This window comes from Streptomyces sp. NBC_01439, from assembly GCF_036227605.1.
Classification (GTDB): Bacteria; Actinomycetota; Actinomycetes; order Streptomycetales; family Streptomycetaceae; genus Streptomyces.
In genome coordinates this window covers 393,654-410,074 of sequence record NZ_CP109487.1, presented here as the reverse complement: position 1 = coordinate 410,074, position 16,421 = coordinate 393,654, and the positions used below count along the sequence as shown (strand labels likewise).

Annotated in this window: 13 protein-coding genes; 7 read left to right on the top strand and 6 right to left on the bottom strand. The window is 75.9% G+C overall.

The annotated features are described in order from the left end of the window. Positions 1-40 precede the first annotated feature (40 nt). Genes OG207_RS01965 through OG207_RS01955 form a run of 3 tightly spaced genes read left to right on the top strand, consistent with a single transcriptional unit; the run spans position 41 to position 7,157 of the window. A complete protein-coding gene (locus tag OG207_RS01965) occupies positions 41-1,201 on the top strand; it encodes an ATP-binding protein (RefSeq protein WP_329095267.1) in 1,161 nt (386 codons plus the stop codon). Beyond that, positions 1,198-5,280, top strand: coding sequence for a DUF5682 family protein (locus OG207_RS01960; protein ID WP_329095265.1), 4,083 nt, complete (start codon positions 1,198-1,200; stop codon positions 5,278-5,280). Before OG207_RS01965 ends, OG207_RS01960 begins: the two co-directional genes overlap by 4 nt. Beyond that, positions 5,277-7,157, top strand: a complete 1,881-nt coding sequence (locus OG207_RS01955; protein ID WP_329095263.1) for a hypothetical protein — start codon at positions 5,277-5,279, stop codon at positions 7,155-7,157. Before OG207_RS01960 ends, OG207_RS01955 begins: the two co-directional genes overlap by 4 nt. On the opposite strand, the gene OG207_RS01950 is transcribed toward OG207_RS01955, so the two are convergent. Beyond that, positions 7,144-7,599 carry a MarR family transcriptional regulator gene (locus OG207_RS01950; RefSeq protein ID WP_329095261.1) on the bottom strand — a complete coding sequence of 152 codons (456 nt, stop codon included), beginning with the start codon at positions 7,597-7,599 and terminating at the stop codon, positions 7,144-7,146. The genes OG207_RS01955 and OG207_RS01950 overlap by 14 nt on opposite strands. A gap of 114 nt (positions 7,600-7,713) precedes the next feature. Here OG207_RS01950 and OG207_RS01945 point away from each other — a divergent pair, with 114 nt between their 5' ends. Further along, positions 7,714-8,574 (top strand): alpha/beta fold hydrolase, encoded by an 861-nt coding sequence (locus OG207_RS01945; protein WP_329095259.1) that lies wholly within the window; start codon positions 7,714-7,716, stop codon positions 8,572-8,574. Between the two features lie 34 nt (positions 8,575-8,608). On the opposite strand, the gene OG207_RS01940 is transcribed toward OG207_RS01945, so the two are convergent. Next, on the bottom strand, positions 8,609-9,088 hold the full coding sequence (locus OG207_RS01940; RefSeq protein WP_329095258.1) for an HAD domain-containing protein: 480 nt from the start codon (positions 9,086-9,088) through the stop codon (positions 8,609-8,611). 24 nt (positions 9,089-9,112) lie between these two features. Here OG207_RS01940 and OG207_RS01935 point away from each other — a divergent pair, with 24 nt between their 5' ends. Both OG207_RS01935 and OG207_RS01930 read left to right on the top strand, forming a co-directional pair. After that, on the top strand, positions 9,113-9,841 hold the full coding sequence (locus OG207_RS01935; protein WP_329095256.1) for an MOSC domain-containing protein: 729 nt from the start codon (positions 9,113-9,115) through the stop codon (positions 9,839-9,841). A 361-nt stretch (positions 9,842-10,202) separates the two neighbouring features. Beyond that, entirely contained in the window at positions 10,203-10,874 is a 672-nt protein-coding gene (locus tag OG207_RS01930; protein WP_329095255.1) for a hypothetical protein, read from the top strand. On the opposite strand, the gene OG207_RS01925 is transcribed toward OG207_RS01930, so the two are convergent. Next, on the bottom strand, positions 10,858-12,471 hold the full coding sequence (locus OG207_RS01925) for a carboxylesterase/lipase family protein (protein ID WP_329095253.1): 1,614 nt from the start codon (positions 12,469-12,471) through the stop codon (positions 10,858-10,860). The two genes, OG207_RS01930 and OG207_RS01925, sit on opposite strands and share 17 nt — an antisense overlap. A gap of 169 nt (positions 12,472-12,640) precedes the next feature. Between OG207_RS01925 and OG207_RS01920 the strand changes: the two genes are divergently transcribed. Continuing rightward, a complete protein-coding gene (locus OG207_RS01920) occupies positions 12,641-13,621 on the top strand; it encodes a hypothetical protein (protein WP_329095251.1) in 981 nt (326 codons plus the stop codon). Between the two features lie 99 nt (positions 13,622-13,720). On the opposite strand, the gene OG207_RS01915 is transcribed toward OG207_RS01920, so the two are convergent. Genes OG207_RS01915 through OG207_RS01905 form a run of 3 tightly spaced genes read right to left on the bottom strand, consistent with a single transcriptional unit; the run spans position 13,721 to position 16,412 of the window. Beyond that, positions 13,721-14,746: an NAD(P)/FAD-dependent oxidoreductase gene (locus OG207_RS01915; RefSeq protein ID WP_329095249.1), complete on the bottom strand. Its 1,026-nt coding sequence runs from the start codon at positions 14,744-14,746 to the stop codon at positions 13,721-13,723. Beyond that, positions 14,743-15,297, bottom strand: a complete 555-nt coding sequence (locus tag OG207_RS01910) for an isoprenylcysteine carboxyl methyltransferase family protein (protein WP_329107399.1) — start codon at positions 15,295-15,297, stop codon at positions 14,743-14,745. Before OG207_RS01910 ends, OG207_RS01915 begins: the two co-directional genes overlap by 4 nt. Positions 15,298-15,350: 53 nt before the next feature. Next, positions 15,351-16,412, bottom strand: a complete 1,062-nt coding sequence (locus tag OG207_RS01905; protein WP_329095247.1) for a type III polyketide synthase — start codon at positions 16,410-16,412, stop codon at positions 15,351-15,353. Positions 16,413-16,421 lie beyond the last annotated feature (9 nt).

Below are 16,421 nucleotides of genomic sequence, written 5' to 3'. Positions count from 1 at the left end.
CCGCACCGATCTCCCGCCGCACCCCCTTCCAGAGGAACCGATGACCGTCACCGAAGAAACCGCCCCCGCCGCCCGGCAGGTGCTGCCCGCCGAGGAGCGCCACGCCGCCGAGCTCGCCTTCCTCGCGGCCCAGGATCCGGGCCCGCGCCCGCCCGGCTGGGCCCTGACCCCGCGCGCCGTCGTCACCTTCGTCTGCGGCAGCGACGGAGCCGAACTGGCGCTGTCGGGGCGCCGCCGCGCCGGACTCCCCGCCAAGCTCGTCATCGCGCCCAAGTTCGTCGGCGAACGCGCCCTCGTGGAGCGCTGCGTCGTCACCCTGGCCGGAGAGCGCGGCCTGCTCCTCACCGGCGAGCCCGGCACCGCCAAGTCGATGCTGTCGGAGCTGCTGGCCGCCGCCGTCAGCGGCACCAGCGCCCTCACCGTGCAGGGCACGGCCGGCACCACCGAGGACGCCTTCCGCTACGGCTGGAACTACGCGCTGCTGCTGGCGCAGGGTCCCACCCCGCAGGCCCTGGTCGACTCCCCGGTGCTCTCCGCCATGCGCACCGGACGCGTCGTCCGCGTAGAGGAGATCACCCGCTGCCTGCCCGAGGTACAGGACGCACTGGTGTCGATCCTGTCCGACCGGCGCCTCAGCGTGCCCGAACTGACCGCCACCGAGGACGCGGTGGTCTCCGCGGCCCCCGGCTTCACCGTCATCGCCACCGCCAACCTGCGCGACCGCGGGGTCTCCGAGATGTCCGCCGCCCTCAAGCGGCGCTTCAACTTCGAGACCGTCGCCCCGATCGCCGACGCGGACGCGGAGGCCACCTTGATCCGACGCCAGGCGGTGGCGGCCGTCCAGCGGGCCGGCGCCGCCTTCGGGGTGGACGACGCCGTGCTCGACGCGCTCGTCACCGTCTTCCGCGACCTGCGCTCGGGCCGTTCCGCCGAGGGCTGGGACGTGGAACGCCCCGGTACGGTCATGTCCACCGCCGAAGCCGTCCAGGTGGCGGCCTCGCTCGGGGTCGCCGCCGCGTACCTTCCGGGCGGGGACGTGCTGGATCTGTTGCCGGGGCACCTGCTGGGCGTCGTGCGCAAGGACGACCCGGCCGACCACGGGCGGCTGCTGGGGTACTGGGACGGGCCGGTCCGGCGCCGCGCCGAGGACGGTTCGCCGATGTGGCGCCGCCTCTGGGACCTGCGCGGGAGCCTGCGTTGACGCACACCGACCCGCGCGCCGCGGTCGACGCCCTCGCCGCGGCCGGTGAGCCGTACCTCATCGGCGTGCGCCACCACAGCCCCGCGCTGGCCGCGGTGGTGCCGGCCCTGCTGGACGCTTCGGGCGCCGACGTGGTCTGCGTCGAGCTCCCGGCGGAGTTCCAGCCCTGGCTCGAGCACCTCGCCGACCCGGAGACCGTCGCCCCGGTCGCCCTCGCGGGCACGGGGGAGGACGGCCGCCTGGCGTTCTACCCGTTCGCGGACTTCTCCCCGGAACTGGCCGCGATCCGCTGGGCCCGTGCGGCCGGCGCGGCCGTCATCTGTTGTGACCTCCCGCTGTCGGACCGCGGCTGGACCGACCCGGCCCCCGCCGCGGCCCCGGACCTGACCGGCGTGCCGGCTCCGACTCCGGACTCCGTCGTGGCCACGACCGCCGGCCGGGAATCGACTTCGGGCCGGGCCCCGGCCCCTGCTGCGGCCCCTGCCGGTGGGTCCTTCGCGGACGCCCTGACAGCCGCCGGTACGGGTCGCGACGGTGACGACCTGTGGGACCGCGCCGTCGAGGTCCTCGCCCCCGGTTGCACTCCGGAGGCCGTACGCCGTGCGGCGCTCGGCGTCGGCTGGGCGCTGCGCGCGGACACGAACGCCGTACCGGCGACCGACCTGGCCCGCGAGGCGCACATGCGGAGCGTGATCGCGGGCGCCGTCGCCGCGGGCCACCGCGTGGCGGCGGTGATCGGGGCGTTCCACGCCCCGGTGCTCCCGGGCACGGCCGTCGCCGGCTCGCAGCCCGAACCCGGCTCCGCCTCCGGCTCGGGCGGCGACTCCGACGCCGGTTCCACCTCCGGCCACGATGCCGTGCCCGGCAACGGCCGGGCTTCCGGCTCCGGCACCACCTTCGGCGTCGGCACCGGGTCCGGCACCGGACCCGACTCTGGGTCCGGCACCGGCACCAATTCCAACGCCGGTTCCGGACAGGGCCCCGCTGCTGGCGTCGGCACGGGGTCCGCCGCCGACACCGGGTCGCCTTCCGGTACTGGCACTGGCGTGGGCTCCGGTCAGGGATCCGCCTCCGGCACCGGGGCCGGCCACGGACCCGCCTTCGGCGAAGGTTCTGGCACCGGGTTCGCCGCCGTGACTGACACCGGTTCCGGCTCCGGCCACGGGCCGGCTTCTGGTTCGGGGGCCGGCCGTGGCTCCGGGTTCGGGTCCGGCGCTGCCGGGGGCGAGCGCGGTGGCGCCGGCGCGGCCCTCGGGCCGAAGGCGGTCGTGCCGGGTCCTCGGGACCGCACGGCCGCCGCGGACGCGGCGCCGGCCGTCACCTCGTTCGTGCCGTACTCCTTCGACCTGCTCGACTCCCGTTCCGGATACCCCGCCGGGATCCGGGACCCCCGCTGGCAGCAGGCCGTCCTCGAAGCCGGCGGTGACCCCGACCGGGTCCGCGAGGCCGCCTCCGTCGCCGTCACCGGGCTCTGCCGGGAGCTGCGCCGCGCCGGGCACACCGCAGGTACCGGCGAGGCCGCCGAGACCCTGCGGCTCGCCTGCGACCTCGCCGCCCTGCGCGCGCTGCCCGCGCCCGGCCGCGGTGAGCTCCTCGAAGCGGTCACCACCGTCCTCGGCCAGGGCGAACCGCTGGGTCGAGGCCGGGCGCTGGCCCGCGCCCTGGAAGCCGTGCTCGTCGGCACCGCCCGCGGCCGGATCACCCCGCACGCCCCCCGCTCCGGCCTCGGCCCCTCGGTCGAGTCCGAGCTCGCCGCGCTGCGGCTGCCGTCCCCCGAGGACCCCGCGCCCCGCGAGATCCGCCTCGACCCGCTCCGCTCCGCCCTCGACGGCCGCCGCGAGGTCCTGTTGCAACGGCTCCTCGTGTGCGGCGCCTCGTACGGGGAGCCCCTCACCGTGGCCGCCACCGGCGACGGCACCGCCCTCGGCACCAAGTGGCGGCTGTCCTGGACGCCTTCCGTCCCGGCCCGGCTGGACCTCGCCGGGGTGCGCGGAGTCACCGCCGCCCAGGCGGCCGCCGGCACGCTGCGGGACACCGCCCGCCGCGCCGCCGCCGACGGCGGGCCGACCCCGGCGCAGATCCTCGCCGGGCTGGCCGCCGCCGCGCGGTGCGATCTGCCCGAGCTGGTCGACGTACGCCTCCACGAGGCGGCCACCGCCCTGCCGCAGACCGCCACCCTGCCCGAACTCCTCGATGCCCTCGACCTCCTGGAGGCCCTTCACCGCGGCCACCTGCCCGGCACCTCCGACGCCTCCCGGGCGGCCGCCGCCGCCCTCGCGGGCGACCTCCTTGAAGCGGCCGTGCGCTGCCTGCCCGGCCTTGCCGGGAGCGAGGACCCCGCCGACGCGGCCGCCCTCGTGGCCCTCGCCGACCGGGCCGCCGCCCACCACCTGGGCCTGCGCACGGACGACGCCCTCGCCGCTCTGGCCGCCACCGCGGCGCCGATGATGCAGGGCGCGGCGCTGGCCGTACGGGTCCTCCTCGATCTCGATCCGGCCGAGGCGCTCGGCGACCGCGCCGCCGGATGGATCGACGGCGCGGGCACCGCCGACAGCCGTCGCGCCCTGACCCGGCGGCTCGGCGGACTCCTCACCGCCGCCGGGCCCCTGCTGCAGTCCTCCCCGGCAGCCCTCACCCCGCTCCTCGACCGCGTCGAGCACCTCGCAGACCAGGACTTCCTCGACCGGCTCCCGGCACTGCGCGGCGGCTTCGACGCCCTGTCGCCCGCCGCCCGGGACCGTCTGCTCCACACCGTCACCGAACGCCTCGGCGACCGGATCGACCTCGCGCTCGACGCATCACCCGCCCTCCTCGCCCTCTGGGCCGCGGCCGATGCAGCCGGACTCGCCGCCCTCAAGGCCCTTCCGCTACCCGGGGGAGACACGCCGACCCCAACTCCGGCCGCCGAGACGCCGGAAGCCCCGTCCGCCCCGGCCCCCCGGGCCGATGGCCCGCGGCTCGTCCCCGCCGACCGCTGGCGGCTGCTGCTCGGCCGCGAGCGGGACCGGCTCCCGGCGGGCGCCCGCCGCTACGCCCACGCGCTGGACGAGCTGTACGGAGCGGGCCGCGGCGAAGGCGCCTCCGACCTCGACCTCGGCCGGGGGCGCGGCCAGGGCGGCGGCCAGGAGGCCTCCTTCCCCACCGCCCGGGAGTGGTCGCAGGAGCTGGAGGCGCTGTTCGGCGCCGACGTACGGGAGGAGGTGCTGGCGGGAGCGGCCGAAGCGGGCCGCACCGACGTCCTCACCCAGCTCGATCCGGCGGCCGTTCGGCCCTCGGTGGAACTGCTGAGCTCCGTACTGTCCCTCGCCGGCGGGCTGCCGGAGGCCCAACTCGTCCGACTGCGCCCCCTGGTCAGGCGGCTCGTCGACGAACTCGCCAAGGAGCTCGCCACCCGGATGCGTCCGGCCCTCTCCGGCCTCTCCACCCCGCGCCCCACGCGCCGACCCGGCGGCAAGCTTGACCTGGCCCGCACCCTGCGCGCCAACCTCGCGCACACCCGGCGCCGGGCCGACGGCAGCGTGGTCGTCGTGCCGGAGCGGCCCGTCTTCAGCACCCGGGCGAGCCGCGAGGCCGACTGGCGGCTGATCCTGGTCGTCGACGTATCCGGTTCGATGGAGGCTTCCGTCATCTGGTCGGCGCTGACCGCGGCCGTGCTGGGCGGCGTACCGACCCTGTCCACGCACTTCCTCGCCTTCTCCACGCAGGTCGTGGACCTCACCGACCGGGTCGAGGACCCGCTCTCCCTGCTGCTGGAGGTCCGCGTCGGTGGTGGCACGCACATCGCCGCCGGCCTCGCGCACGCCCGCTCCCTGATCACCGTCCCGAGCCGCACCCTCGTCGTCGTGGTCAGCGACTTCGAGGAGGGCGCGCCGATCGGCGGGCTCCTCGGCGAGGTCCGCGCGCTGGCCGCCTCGGGCGCCCACCTGCTGGGCTGCGCCGCGCTCGACGACGAGGGGACGCCCCGGTACTCGGTCCCGGTCGCGCGGCAACTCGTGGCGGCCGGGATGCCCGTGGCAGCCCTCAGTCCCCTCGCCCTCGCCCGCTGGGTGGGCGACCGCCTCCGTGGAGAGTCCCGTTGAGCACCGAACTGCCGCCCGTCGCCCCCGAGGTGCTCGCCGAAGCCGTCGAGAACCTCACCCCCCGCCTGCGCAAGAAGCTGGACGCCGCCACCGAGGGCTGCGCGGCGGGCGCCGTCCTCGCGGCCGACGGCACCGTCACCCTCCGCTTCGGGGAGGACGCCCTCGTCACCCTGAGCCCCGGTCCGGCGGGCACGATCACCACTGCGGACCAGGCCACGTGCAGCTGCCTGCTGGCACCCCGCTGCCTGCACCGGGCCGCCGTCCTGGGCGCGGCCCCGCTCGCGGACACCCCGCCGGAGCCGGCCACTACGGCCGAGCCGACCGAGCCCACCGATCCCACCGGGGCCGCGGAAGCCATCGCGTCCCCCACGTCCCCCACACCCCCCGCGTCCGTCGAGCCCGTCGCGTCCCTCGAGCCCGCTCCGGCCCTCACCGCGGCCCAACGGCGCGCCGCCGGCGCCCTCTGGCACGTGGCCGCCGAAGCCCTGGCCGCCGGGGTCACCGCTGGGGGAGCGGTGGTCCAGGCCGAGCTGCTGCGCGCCGCCCACACCGCCCGCCTCGCCGGGCTGCCCCGTGCCGAGGCGGCGGCCCTACGGGTCGTACGCGGCCTGCGTGCCGCCCGCGATCGCCGGGCCGGACAGCGGCTCGGCGACCTCACCGGTGCCTTCCGCGAGCTCCTCCACACCGCCGGTACGCTGGCCTCCGGTTCGGCCGACCCCGCGCTCACCGGCACCAGGCGCCGTGCCTACGCGCCCGGCGGCAGTCTCCAGGTGTTCGGCCTGTGCCGGGAACCCGTGCTCTCGGCCACCGGCTACGGCGGAGTGGTCACCCACTTGCTGTCCCCGGACGGCACCCCCTACTCGGTGTCCGACGTCCGACCCGGCGGCCTGGCCCGCGCCCGCGGCGCCGGCTCGGCCTCCGTCGCCCTCGGTGGTGCGGCCCTCGATCATGCCGGCCTCGCCCGTGGTGGCCTGCGCATCGTCGGCGCGACCGTCTCGCCGGAAGGCCGGCTCGGCGCCGGACGCGGGGTCAGGGCAACCCCGCTGCCCGGGACCGCTTGGACCGAACAGCCCGCCGCGCCGCTCTTCGCCCGGCCGGCCGCCGAGGCCGTCGCCGAGCTGCTGGCCGCCCCGGACGCAGCCGAGTCGGCGCTGCTCGGCTGCGACGTCACCGTCGTCGGCGCGGCCGGTGAACACCTCCTCGTGCGCGAAACGCGCCCGGACGCGCCCCTGCTGCGGCTGTTGCCCGCGCATCCGCACCCGGAGCTCGCGCACACGGAGAACCTGCGCCGCATCGCCTCGTACCCCGGGCTCCTGCTGCGCGTCCTGGGCCGCCCCGACCTGGACCGCAGCGCGACGCTGCGCCCCCTGGCCGTGGGCCCGGTGCCGGGCGCGGAGCACACCCTGCGGCTGCCCGAAGAATGGCTGGGCCGGGCCGACCTCGGCTACGACCGCCTCCAGGGTGCGCACTTCCCGCAGGGGGGCGCCGCCCCCGTAGCGCTCCCGGCGGCCGAGGGTCCTGACCCGCTGGCCGACTCCCCGCTGTGGCGGGTGCGCCGACTCCTGGAGACCGGGGTCGCCGGTGGCCGCCGCGCCGTCGCCGAGGCGGCCCGCGGTAGGGAGTCCCTGGCCTCCGCCTCGTACGGTCCGCTGCGCCGGGCCGGGCTCACCGGCGCGGCGGACCTGGCCGCCGCGCTGGCCGCCGAGGCCGATCGTCGTCCCCGCGACGTCTTCGGCCGGCTGGCCGACCCCTCGCCCGACGGCTACGCCTGGGCCTGGCTGGCCGCCGCCACCCACCTGGCGGCGGCGGAACGCTGCTTGATCGCCGCGTCCTGGGCGGCGACGACGAACGCCGGCGCCGCGGTCACCGGCCGCTGACGGCCGGCGTCAGCCTGCGGGCCAGGAGGTCCAGGGCCGCCGTGACCTCGAGGACGGTGTCCGGGTCCGGGGCGGTCCCGTCGGCAGCGGTCAGCGCCGCGGTGAGGGCGTCGTCGATGGTGGTGGCCCGGACCTCGGCGACCCGGGCGGAGGGTTCGGCTGCGGGCCGGATGAGCCGACGGCGCCGGTCGGCCGGGTCGGGCTCCGTGTCGACCGAGCCCGCCTCTTCCAACCGGGCGACGGCCGTGGAGACCTGACTCTGCGGCAGGCCCGTCCGTGCGGCGATCTGGCCGACCGTGGTCCCGGGGTGGGAGACGACGTCGCCGAGGACGACGACCACCGAGCGGACCGCTCCCGGAGGTCCCGACTTCGGCTGGGGCATCGCCTGTTCGCCGATCTTCATGAGGGCGCGTCCCAGGAGGAACGCTTCGACTCCGTTCATGAGCAGCAGAGTACATCTGAATAGATGCATCTATCTTGATGCATCTATTCAGATGGATTACTGTCGTGCCGTCAGCCGGAAGGTCCGATGACACCTCAGCAAGGGGGACTCGCCATGCCCAAGACCGTCACCACCACCACTGCTGTCACCCGTACCCTCGCGGTCCCCGGCGCCACCCTGTACTTCCGGGTGGAGGGCCGCGGCCGCGTCCTCCTCCTCTCCCAGAGCGGCGAGGGCGACGCGGACCGCACGGTCGACCTCGTCCCGCACCTGACCGACAGCTTCACGGTCGTCACGTACGACCGACGCGGCCTGTCGCGCAGCACCCTCCACGACCCCGCCGGGCCCGTCACCATGGCCGAACACGCGGACGACGTCGCCCGACTGCTCGCCGAGGTCACCGACGGGCCGGCGCTGATGGCCGGGTTCAGCATGGGCGCCGCGATCGGCCTCCAGGCCGTGGCCCGCCACCCGGGCCTGCTGAGCACCCTGATCGCCCACGAGCCCGTGATGCCGAACCTGCTGGCCGGGGCCGACCGCGCGGAGCACCTCGCCGAGCTGACGGCCATCCAGGACGTCCACGCAGCCGGGGGCCTGCCGGCGGCGTTCCCGGCGATCGCCCGGCACCTGGGCATCGACCCCTCGCACGACGAGACCGAGGACGGCCTCACCCCTCAGCCGCTGACCCCGCGCCGACGGGCCAACTTCGGCTTCTTCATCGGAACGGAGTTCACGGCCGTCACCACGGACCCCCTGGACCCGGCAGAGCCGGTAGAGGCCGCGCCGCGTTCCGGTACGAGGATCGTCGCGGCGGTGGGGCGGACGACCCGGCCCACGGTCCACACCTACCGCTGCGCGCTGGCGCTGGCGGCGCGACTGGGTGCGGAACCGGTCGCCTTCCCCGGCGGCCACAACGGGAACACCGCGTTCCCCCGGGCGACGGCGCAGACGCTGAAGGCCGTCCTCTGCCGGTGATCTCCTCCAGGCCCGGCGCGGCGCCGGTCGGCGGCTACTCCGGGCGCAGCCAGGCCCGCAGCACGCCGAGGTCGGCCTCCGTCAGGCCCCGTCCCGGATCGACCCGGTGCAAGAGCGCCCGGTCCGGGTGCCGATCGGCGATCCATGCCCGGTCGGCGCCGGTGATCTCGTCATCGACCCAGATGAAGGGCCGCCCGGCGGCGTGTTCGAGGAGCGCCCGGGTCTTCCAGTGGATCCCGCCCCGCCCGTCCTCCTCGGACGGCTCCGGCCAGAACACCACGGGCAGCTCCGGCAGCCCGAGCCGGGGCGCGACGCACTCGTTGGCCTCCGCCATCCAGGTCGTGGCCCACACCAGCTCGCAGGGCAGCGCCGCCAGCCGGGGACCGAGCGTCGGATCGATCCGGGCGAGCAGGGGATGGGCGTCGTCCCCCGGTGGGTACGGGCCGGCGCCGAAGGGGATCAGGGGGCCGTCGACGTCGAGGTAGAGCAGGGGGAGGGCCGCGGAACCGGTCATGCGGCCACCGTAGTCCTCCCGGGCATGGGAAACGATCTTGATGTGGTCGGTGTGATCGAGCGGCTGTGGCGGTACCCGATCAAGTCGACCGGCGGCGAACGGCTGGACAGCGCGGACGTCGACGAGCGGGGCCTGGTGGGTGACCGGCTGTTCGCCGTGCGCGACGCGGAGGGCAAGTTCGGCTCGGGCAAGAACACCCGGCGCTTCCGGCGGATGGACGGCCTGCTCCACCTGAGCTCCCGCTACCCGCGCAGCACCCCCGAGCCGGGTCCGCCGGAACTGCTCGACCCGCACGGGAACGTGGTGACCGACCCCACGGCGTACCTGCGCACCCACCTCGGCCGTGACGACGTGGAGCTCGCCCGCGAAGGGGAGGTCTCGCACTTCGACCAACTGCCGCTCAGCGTCCTGACGACCGCCACCCTCGACTGGATCCGCCGCGAGGTGCCGGGCGTACCGGTGGACGAGCGCCGGTTCCGCCCGAACCTCCTCGTGCGCACCCCGCCCGGCACCCCACCCTTCGTCGAAGACGAGTGGATCGGGCGCGAGGCCGCCGCGGGGGACGCCCTGCGCATCGAGTTCCTGCGCTCCAGCGAGCGGTGCGCGATGACGAACCAGGCCCAGCAGGACCTGCCGCACTCGCCGCTGATCCTGAGGGCGATCGCCAGGGCGCACGACAACCGGCTCGACGCGCTCGCCAGGATCGTCATCCCGGGAACGGTCCGGGTCGGGGACCGCGTCGTGCTCGGCTGAGAGCGCCGGAGCGCGCGGCCCCGGCCGCACGGTCCGGCGCTCGGGGACCCGGGGCCGCGGCCAGGGCCGTGTCGAGGGTGGCGGCGGCCAGCGTGGCCACGGCGGCAGTGCGCATGCGCATGCGCATGAGGATTCCCGAGGGTATTCGAATGCGGAGGACGTTCCGTCGGAACGGTCCCCGCTGGTGGGGGCCGGACGGCGTCAGGAACGAAACTGGCCAGCCCCTGGGTCGTTTTCCCGTCCCAGGGCCTCGTGGGACGTCCCGAGACGGCAAGCGGTGAGTCCATGTGAGGCGGATCGCGACCACGAGGTGGAACCCGGGCCGCCGCGATCGCCTCTTGCTGACAGAAGGGGGGTGGACATGACGAAGACAGCGGTGTCCGTGACCGGGCGGGTGGTGGTGGCGGGGATCCTGTGCGCCGCCCTGGCGGCCTGCGGGACCACACGGGCGGGACAGGCCGCCCCGCCCGCGGGCGTACCCGTGCTCGCCCAAGCGGAGTGCGACCTCGACGTGCCGACCGATCAGGAGACGGGCGGGCATGCGGGTCCGCCGACCGATCAGGAGACGGGCGGGTACGCCGGTCCGCCGACGGATCAGGAGACGGGCGGGTACGCCGGTCCGCCGACCGATCAGGAGACGGGCGGGTACGCCGGTCCGCCGACCGATCAGGAGACCGGTGCCTATGTCGGCCCGCCGACCGATGGTCAGGTGACCAACGGCGGTGGCCCCTGCGGCCCGGCGGACTGGTTCGACATGACCCGCGAGTTCACCGCCTACTACCTGAAGCACCACGCCGACGACGGGTACGCGGACTCCGAGGTGATCAAGGAGGTCCGCGTCCGCAAGGTGCGCACGGTTGGCGAGGCGAGGATCACCTTCACCACCGAGGAAGTGGGCAAGAGCCGCGGCGATGCCGCACGCGCGATCGCCAAGTTGTTCGCCGCCTGGCGGCACGAGGTCTACGGGGACACGGGCACCGTGACGCTCCAGACCGCGACGGGCGGACGCCTGAACGTCACCGAGCCCTGGTGACTCCGGGCCACCGCGCGTCCCAGAGCGCACAGTGGTGCTCCGCCCGCGCGTTCACCGTGCGGATCCCGCCCGCCCCGGGCGCCAGCGACAGCGCCGAGGCCGAAGTCCGGTCGCGCGGCCACCGCGGCGCTCCCGGCGCCGTCGGAACGCCCCTGTGGGCGAAGGCGGTCCAGTAGTCGGTCATCCGGTCGGCGAGCTGCCGCTGCGGTCCGGTCAGCGGCGCGATCGTGAACAAGTAGGGCAGTTCGAAGCCGTGGGCCGCCCCGTACGGCAGGTCCGCAGGCTGCGGCAGCCCCGTGAAGTCGGGCGCGCCCCGGTCGCTGAACCGGTACGCGTACACCGGCACGTGCCGGCCCAGCGCCGCGCCGTCCCGCAGCGTCGGGCAGACGAACGACACGTCGGTCAGTGCGGTGGCCCACGCCACCGCCGGGGTCGCGAAGGCGGATACCGGATAGTCGGCCTCCACCGCGCGGGCGGTCGGTGCGTCGAAGGACAGCTCCAGCCGGGCCCGGTAGGCAGCCCCGTCGGGGATCGGATGCGCCGCCAGGGTCTGCGCGAGGAAGAGGCGCATCTCGTCCTGTGTGGTGCCCTGGACGACCGGCACCCGGTGGAACCGGCCGGCCTCCAGCGCCCGCCGGGGCTCCAGCGGCAGTACGCCGCCGCCGTAGGAGACCAGCGAGAAGCGCTGCATCAGTTCGGCGGTCGCCAGGGTGTCGGTGGCCAGGTCGCGCAGGCAGTCCAACACCGCGCCGGGCCGGTCGCAGCCGAGCCGGGCCGCCACCAGGGCGCCGTCCGCAACCGTGCGCCGCTCCGGCACGAAGGGCTCGTACGTGCCGAGGCCGGGCAGCAGGGACCGCGGCGGTGTCGTGGTCGAGCACGATCCGCTCTGCACGATCGCCCGGTGGAACAGGCCCGCCGAGGCGGGGGAGGTGAGGTGCGCGCAGACGCTGAGGGCCCCCGCCGATTCGCCGAAGACGGTGACGTTGCCCGGGTCCGCGCCGAAGCGGGCCGCGTTCGCCCGCACCCAGCGCAGCGCCGCCCGCTGGTCCGCGAGGGCGAAACCGGGTGCCCCGCCGAGCTCCGGATGGCCGAAGAGGCCGAAGACGCCCAGCCGGTAGTTGACGGTCACGACCACGACGTCGCCCCGCGCGGCCAGCCGGTCGGGCCGGTACGCGTCGCCGGAGCCGCTGAAGAAGCCGCCGCCGTGGAACCACACCATGACGGGCCGTCCCCGGCCCCCGGCGGCGGTCCCGCCCGCCGGAGCGGTGACGTTGAGGTACAGACAGTCCTCCGAGCCGGTCGGGCCGCCCGGCCCGATCGCGGGCAGCTGCACGCAGCGCGAACCGGGCGCCCCGGCATCGCGTACGCCCTCCCAGCGCGGCACGGGCTCCGGTAGCCGCCAGCGCAGTCGACCGGTCGGGGGAGCGGCGAAGGGGATTCCCTCGAAGGTGTCGTACCCGCCGTGCCCGAGGCCCCGCACCGGACCCCGGTCGGTCTCCACGACGGGCCGCTCCGGACCGGGCGCCGCACCCAGCAGCAGCAACACGACGGGCAGCAGCAGGGCTCCCCGGCGGCGGAACCGGCGAAAGTCGGACACGGCCGACGCCCTTTCCCCTTCGGGGCCCGGGTGGAGCCCCCGTTTGCCCGCCCCGAATGGCGCAGTGGGCGGAAGTGGCAGTCAATGTAACAAAGCGTGCGCTTTCCGTGACGCATGATGACCGGCGTGCGATTGCGTGGACCCCGCGCGTCGGGGAACGGAGCTTTCCATGGACGACCCCGTTACCGGCGCGGCGAACCAGTACGAAGACCGCCGCCGGACCCCCGACTCCATAGCACCGGACGAGCCGAACGCGCCGCCCGTGAGGACCCTGCCGCTGCCCGACGTCGGACAAGACGCGCTGCGCGCGGCCGCCGAGACCGGACCGGTGCAGGACGTACGACGGATGGTCGCCCTCCTGGGCGAGTCGCCGCACGAGGCGGCCGGTGCGGACCTCACGCCGCACGCCGCCGCGGTCGGACGGTCCATCGAGGACGTCGCCCTGTTGGTCACCATCCTCGGCAAGGAGGACGCGGCCGAGGCGGAGCGCCGGGGCCGCGCCGGGCCCGCCGGTCCGGCCGACCCCTACGCCCTCCCGTCCGGATCGCACACGGAGCCCTCCACGGAGCCCTCCACGCAGCACTCCACGCAGCACTCCTCAACGCGCTCTGCGAAGCACTCCGCGGAGTCCTATGAGGAGGGGCGCGAGGAGCCGTTCGAGTCGCGGTACCCGGAGCCGTACGACGGCCCGTACCAGGAGCCGCCCCGGCGCGCCGGTCGCGTGACCCCGCGCGCAGCTCCCGCGGCCCCGCGCGCCGCGTCCCGGGACCGGGCGCTGCGGCGCGTCCTGCGCTGGCCCGTGGCGATCGCCCTGTTGGGCAGCGGAGCCCTGCACCTGCCGATCGACCTGACGGCCCTGCAGTTCGCGGCCCCCGTCGACTACCTGCCCCTCGTCGTCACCGTCCTCTGCCTAGTGAGCGGCGCCCTGGTGGCGCTCCGGGACACCCGGGCCGTGTGGCGGGCGGGCGCGGCCACCGCCCTCGGCGTGGTCGCCCTGCACGTGCTGGGCGGGTCGCTGCGCTACGACCCGCTGGCGGGCTCGGTGGGCGGCACCCCGGCCTGGGCCGGTGCCACCGTCGTGCTGTGCGCGGCGATCGGTGCGGTCCTCGCCGGCCTCGCCCTGCGCAACCGCCGGGAGCCCCCGGCCTGACCGACCGGCCGCGGGCTCCACCGGAGCGGCACCCCGCGCCCCGTGCGCGGGGTGCCGCTCCGTTCGTGGCCGTCGCCCCGTGCGGCGCGGCCAGCGCGGTCACGCGAGCAGGTTCACCGCCCGGGTGAACACGCGGGGGAGCCGGGCGGCCAGCGGGACGATCCGGGGCGCGAGCCGCGGCTGGTGACGGGCCCACAGCAGGGACGCGGTGAGCGTGCGGTAGGTGCGCGACAGGTCCCGCCAGGCCTGCTCGTAGGCCTGCGGGCGCCCCGCCCGGACGCACCGCACCAGCTCGCCCGCCGCCGTCACGGCCAGGGTGAGTCCTTCGCCGGTCAGCGCGTCCACGTACCCGGCCGCGTCCCCCACGAAGAGCACGCGCCCCGCCACCCGTACGCGGGCTCCCTGGCGCAGCGGCCCGGCTCCGCGCACCGGCGTCCCCACCGCCGCGGCCAGGCGCGCCGACAGCACCGGGAAACGGGCCAACTGCGCGTCGAACGGGGCCTGGTCGGAGGTCAGGACGGCCACGCCGATCCGGTCGGGCGCCAGCGGGGTGACGTACGCCTCGCACCGCGCCGACCAATGCACCTCGACGAGGTCGCTCCACGGCGCGGCGGCGTAGTGGCGGCGCAGCCCGTAACGTGCCGGTCGGCGCGGGGCGGGCGGCGCCGACAGCCCGAGCCCGCGCCGGACGGGGGAGTGCAGGCCGTCGGCCGCGACCAGGTAGCGGGCGGTGAGCCCGGCCGCGCCGACCTGGTGGACGTCCTGGCGTACCTGGTCGATTCGCCCGGGGAGCACCCGTACGCCGAGCTGCGCGGCGCGCTCGGCCAGCGCGGCCTGCAGTTCCGTGCGCCGGGCGCCGAGCCCCGGGCCGGACCGGAAGAGCCCCTCGGCGCGGCGACCGCTCACCCCGTCGACGTAGCGGATGCCCTGGAACGGCTGCCCGGTCACGGTGACGCCCAGCCCTCGGAGGTGGCGCACGCCCCCCGGCATCAGGCCCTCCCCGCAGGCCTTGTCGATGGGGGTGGGCCTCGGCTCCACGACCACGACCTCGAGGCCGGCGAGCGCGCCGTGGATGGCGGTGGCCAGCCCCGCCGGGCCGCCGCCGGCGATCAGCAGGTCGATCACGAGGCGGCGCCGGCCGAGTGGACGGAGGCGGGCGCCCGGAGCCGGCCGCCGTCGGTCAGGGCGGCGTCCTCGCAGCCGATCCGTACGCGCAGCAGCACGAGATTGAGCACGGTGAAGCCGAGCGCCGTCATCCAGGCGGAGTGCACCAGCGGCAGCGCGACGCCTTCCGCGACCACGGCCACGTAGTTGGGGTGGCGCAGCAGCCGGTACGGTCCCGCCTCCACCAGCGGCAGCCCGGGAACGACCAGCACCCGGGTGTTCCAGCGCTTGCCGAGGGTGGCGATGCACCACCAGCGAAGGCCCTGGGCGGCCACGGCGACGGCGAGGGCCGACCAGCCCAGCAGCGGGACGAACGGCCGCCCGGCCAGCCAGGGTTCCACCACGCAGCCCACGAGTAGCGCGGTGTGCAGGGCGACCATGGCCGGGTAGTGGCCGCGACCGTATTCGCGGCCGCCGCGGGCCAGGCTCCACGCGGTGTGGCGGCGGGTCGTGATCAGCTCGGCGAGCCGTTCGGCCGCGACGAGCCCGATCAGCAGCAGGTACGGGATCAGGGAGGTGGAGGTGGAGGCGGAGGTGGTCAGGGCGGGGATCGGATTCATCGGGCTCACCAGCGCAGGAGGACGAGTTCGGAGGCGAAGCCCGGACCGAAGGCGAGCATCAGCCCGACCGATCCGGGCGGGGGCGGTCCTGCGCTCTGGACGCCGTCCAGGATGTGCAGGACCGAGGCGGAGGAGAGGTTGCCCACGGCCGCGAGCGAGCGCCGGCTCGCGGCGAAGGCCGACTCCGGCAGCGCGAGGGCGTCCGAGAGCGTGTCGAGGATCTTCGGGCCGCCGGGATGGCAGATCCACGCGTCGACGTCCGCGGTCTTGAGGTCGTGCGCGGCGAGGAAGGACTCGACCTCCTCGGCCACGTGGAGCCGGACGAGGTCCGGGAGTTCGCGGCCCAGCACCATGCGCATCCCCCAGTGGCCGATGTCCCAGCCGAGGAGGTGCTCGGTGCCCGGGTACAGGCGGCTGCGGGCGGCCACCACCTCGGGTCCGGCGCCGGTGGCGTACAGGGGGTGGTCGCGGCCCACCGCCACCAGGGCGCCCGCGCCGTCGCCGAACAGTCCGCCGGCCACCAGGTTCGCCATCGAGGCGTCGGTGGACTGCAGGGTGAGCGAGCAGAGCTCGGTGGACAGCAGGACGGCGGCGTGGCCGGTACGCCCCGTCAGATGGTCGTGGACATGGCCCACTCCGGCGGCGCCGGCCGCGCAGCCGAGGCCGAAGAGCGGCACCCGCCGCACGTCGGGACGCAGGCCCGCACGGGTGGCGAGTCGGGCCTCCAGCGAGGGCGTCGCGAGCCCGGTCACCGTGGTCGACATGACCAGATCGACCTTCCGGGCCGCCAGACCGGCGTCGGAGAGGGCGAGTTCGAGGGCCCGGGTGCCGAGCTCCAGGGCCGTCTCGATGAAGAGGGCGTTCGTCGCGCCGAAGTCGTTCCCCGGACCGTACCGCTCCAGGGGCAGCGCGAGATGTCGGCCCTCCACGCGCACCGAGCCGTGGACGCGGCGCAGCAGGGCGGTGTCGGAACCCGGCGGCAGGAAGCGGGCGAGCGCCTCCGTGATCTCGGACTGTGGATGGTGATGGGGCGGGAACACGCTGCGCACTGCCAGAACACGTGTCATTCGTTCACC

Bases quoted from the DNA above. Each gene is read 5' to 3' on its own strand.
- OG207_RS01935 (WP_329095256.1), top strand. From the start codon at position 9,113: ATGGGAAACGATCTTGATGTGGTCGGTGTGATCGAGCGGCTGTGGCGG.
- OG207_RS01920 (WP_329095251.1), top strand. From the start codon at position 12,641: ATGGACGACCCCGTTACCGGCGCGGCGAACCAGTACGAAGACCGCCGC.
- OG207_RS01950 (WP_329095261.1), bottom strand. From the start codon at position 7,599: ATGAACGGAGTCGAAGCGTTCCTCCTGGGACGCGCCCTCATGAAGATC.
- OG207_RS01940 (WP_329095258.1), bottom strand. From the start codon at position 9,088: ATGACCGGTTCCGCGGCCCTCCCCCTGCTCTACCTCGACGTCGACGGC.
- OG207_RS01905 (WP_329095247.1), bottom strand. From the start codon at position 16,412: ATGACACGTGTTCTGGCAGTGCGCAGCGTGTTCCCGCCCCATCACCAT.
- OG207_RS01965 (WP_329095267.1), top strand. From the start codon at position 41: ATGACCGTCACCGAAGAAACCGCCCCCGCCGCCCGGCAGGTGCTGCCC.
- OG207_RS01930 (WP_329095255.1), top strand. From the start codon at position 10,203: ATGACGAAGACAGCGGTGTCCGTGACCGGGCGGGTGGTGGTGGCGGGG.
- OG207_RS01945 (WP_329095259.1), top strand. From the start codon at position 7,714: ATGCCCAAGACCGTCACCACCACCACTGCTGTCACCCGTACCCTCGCG.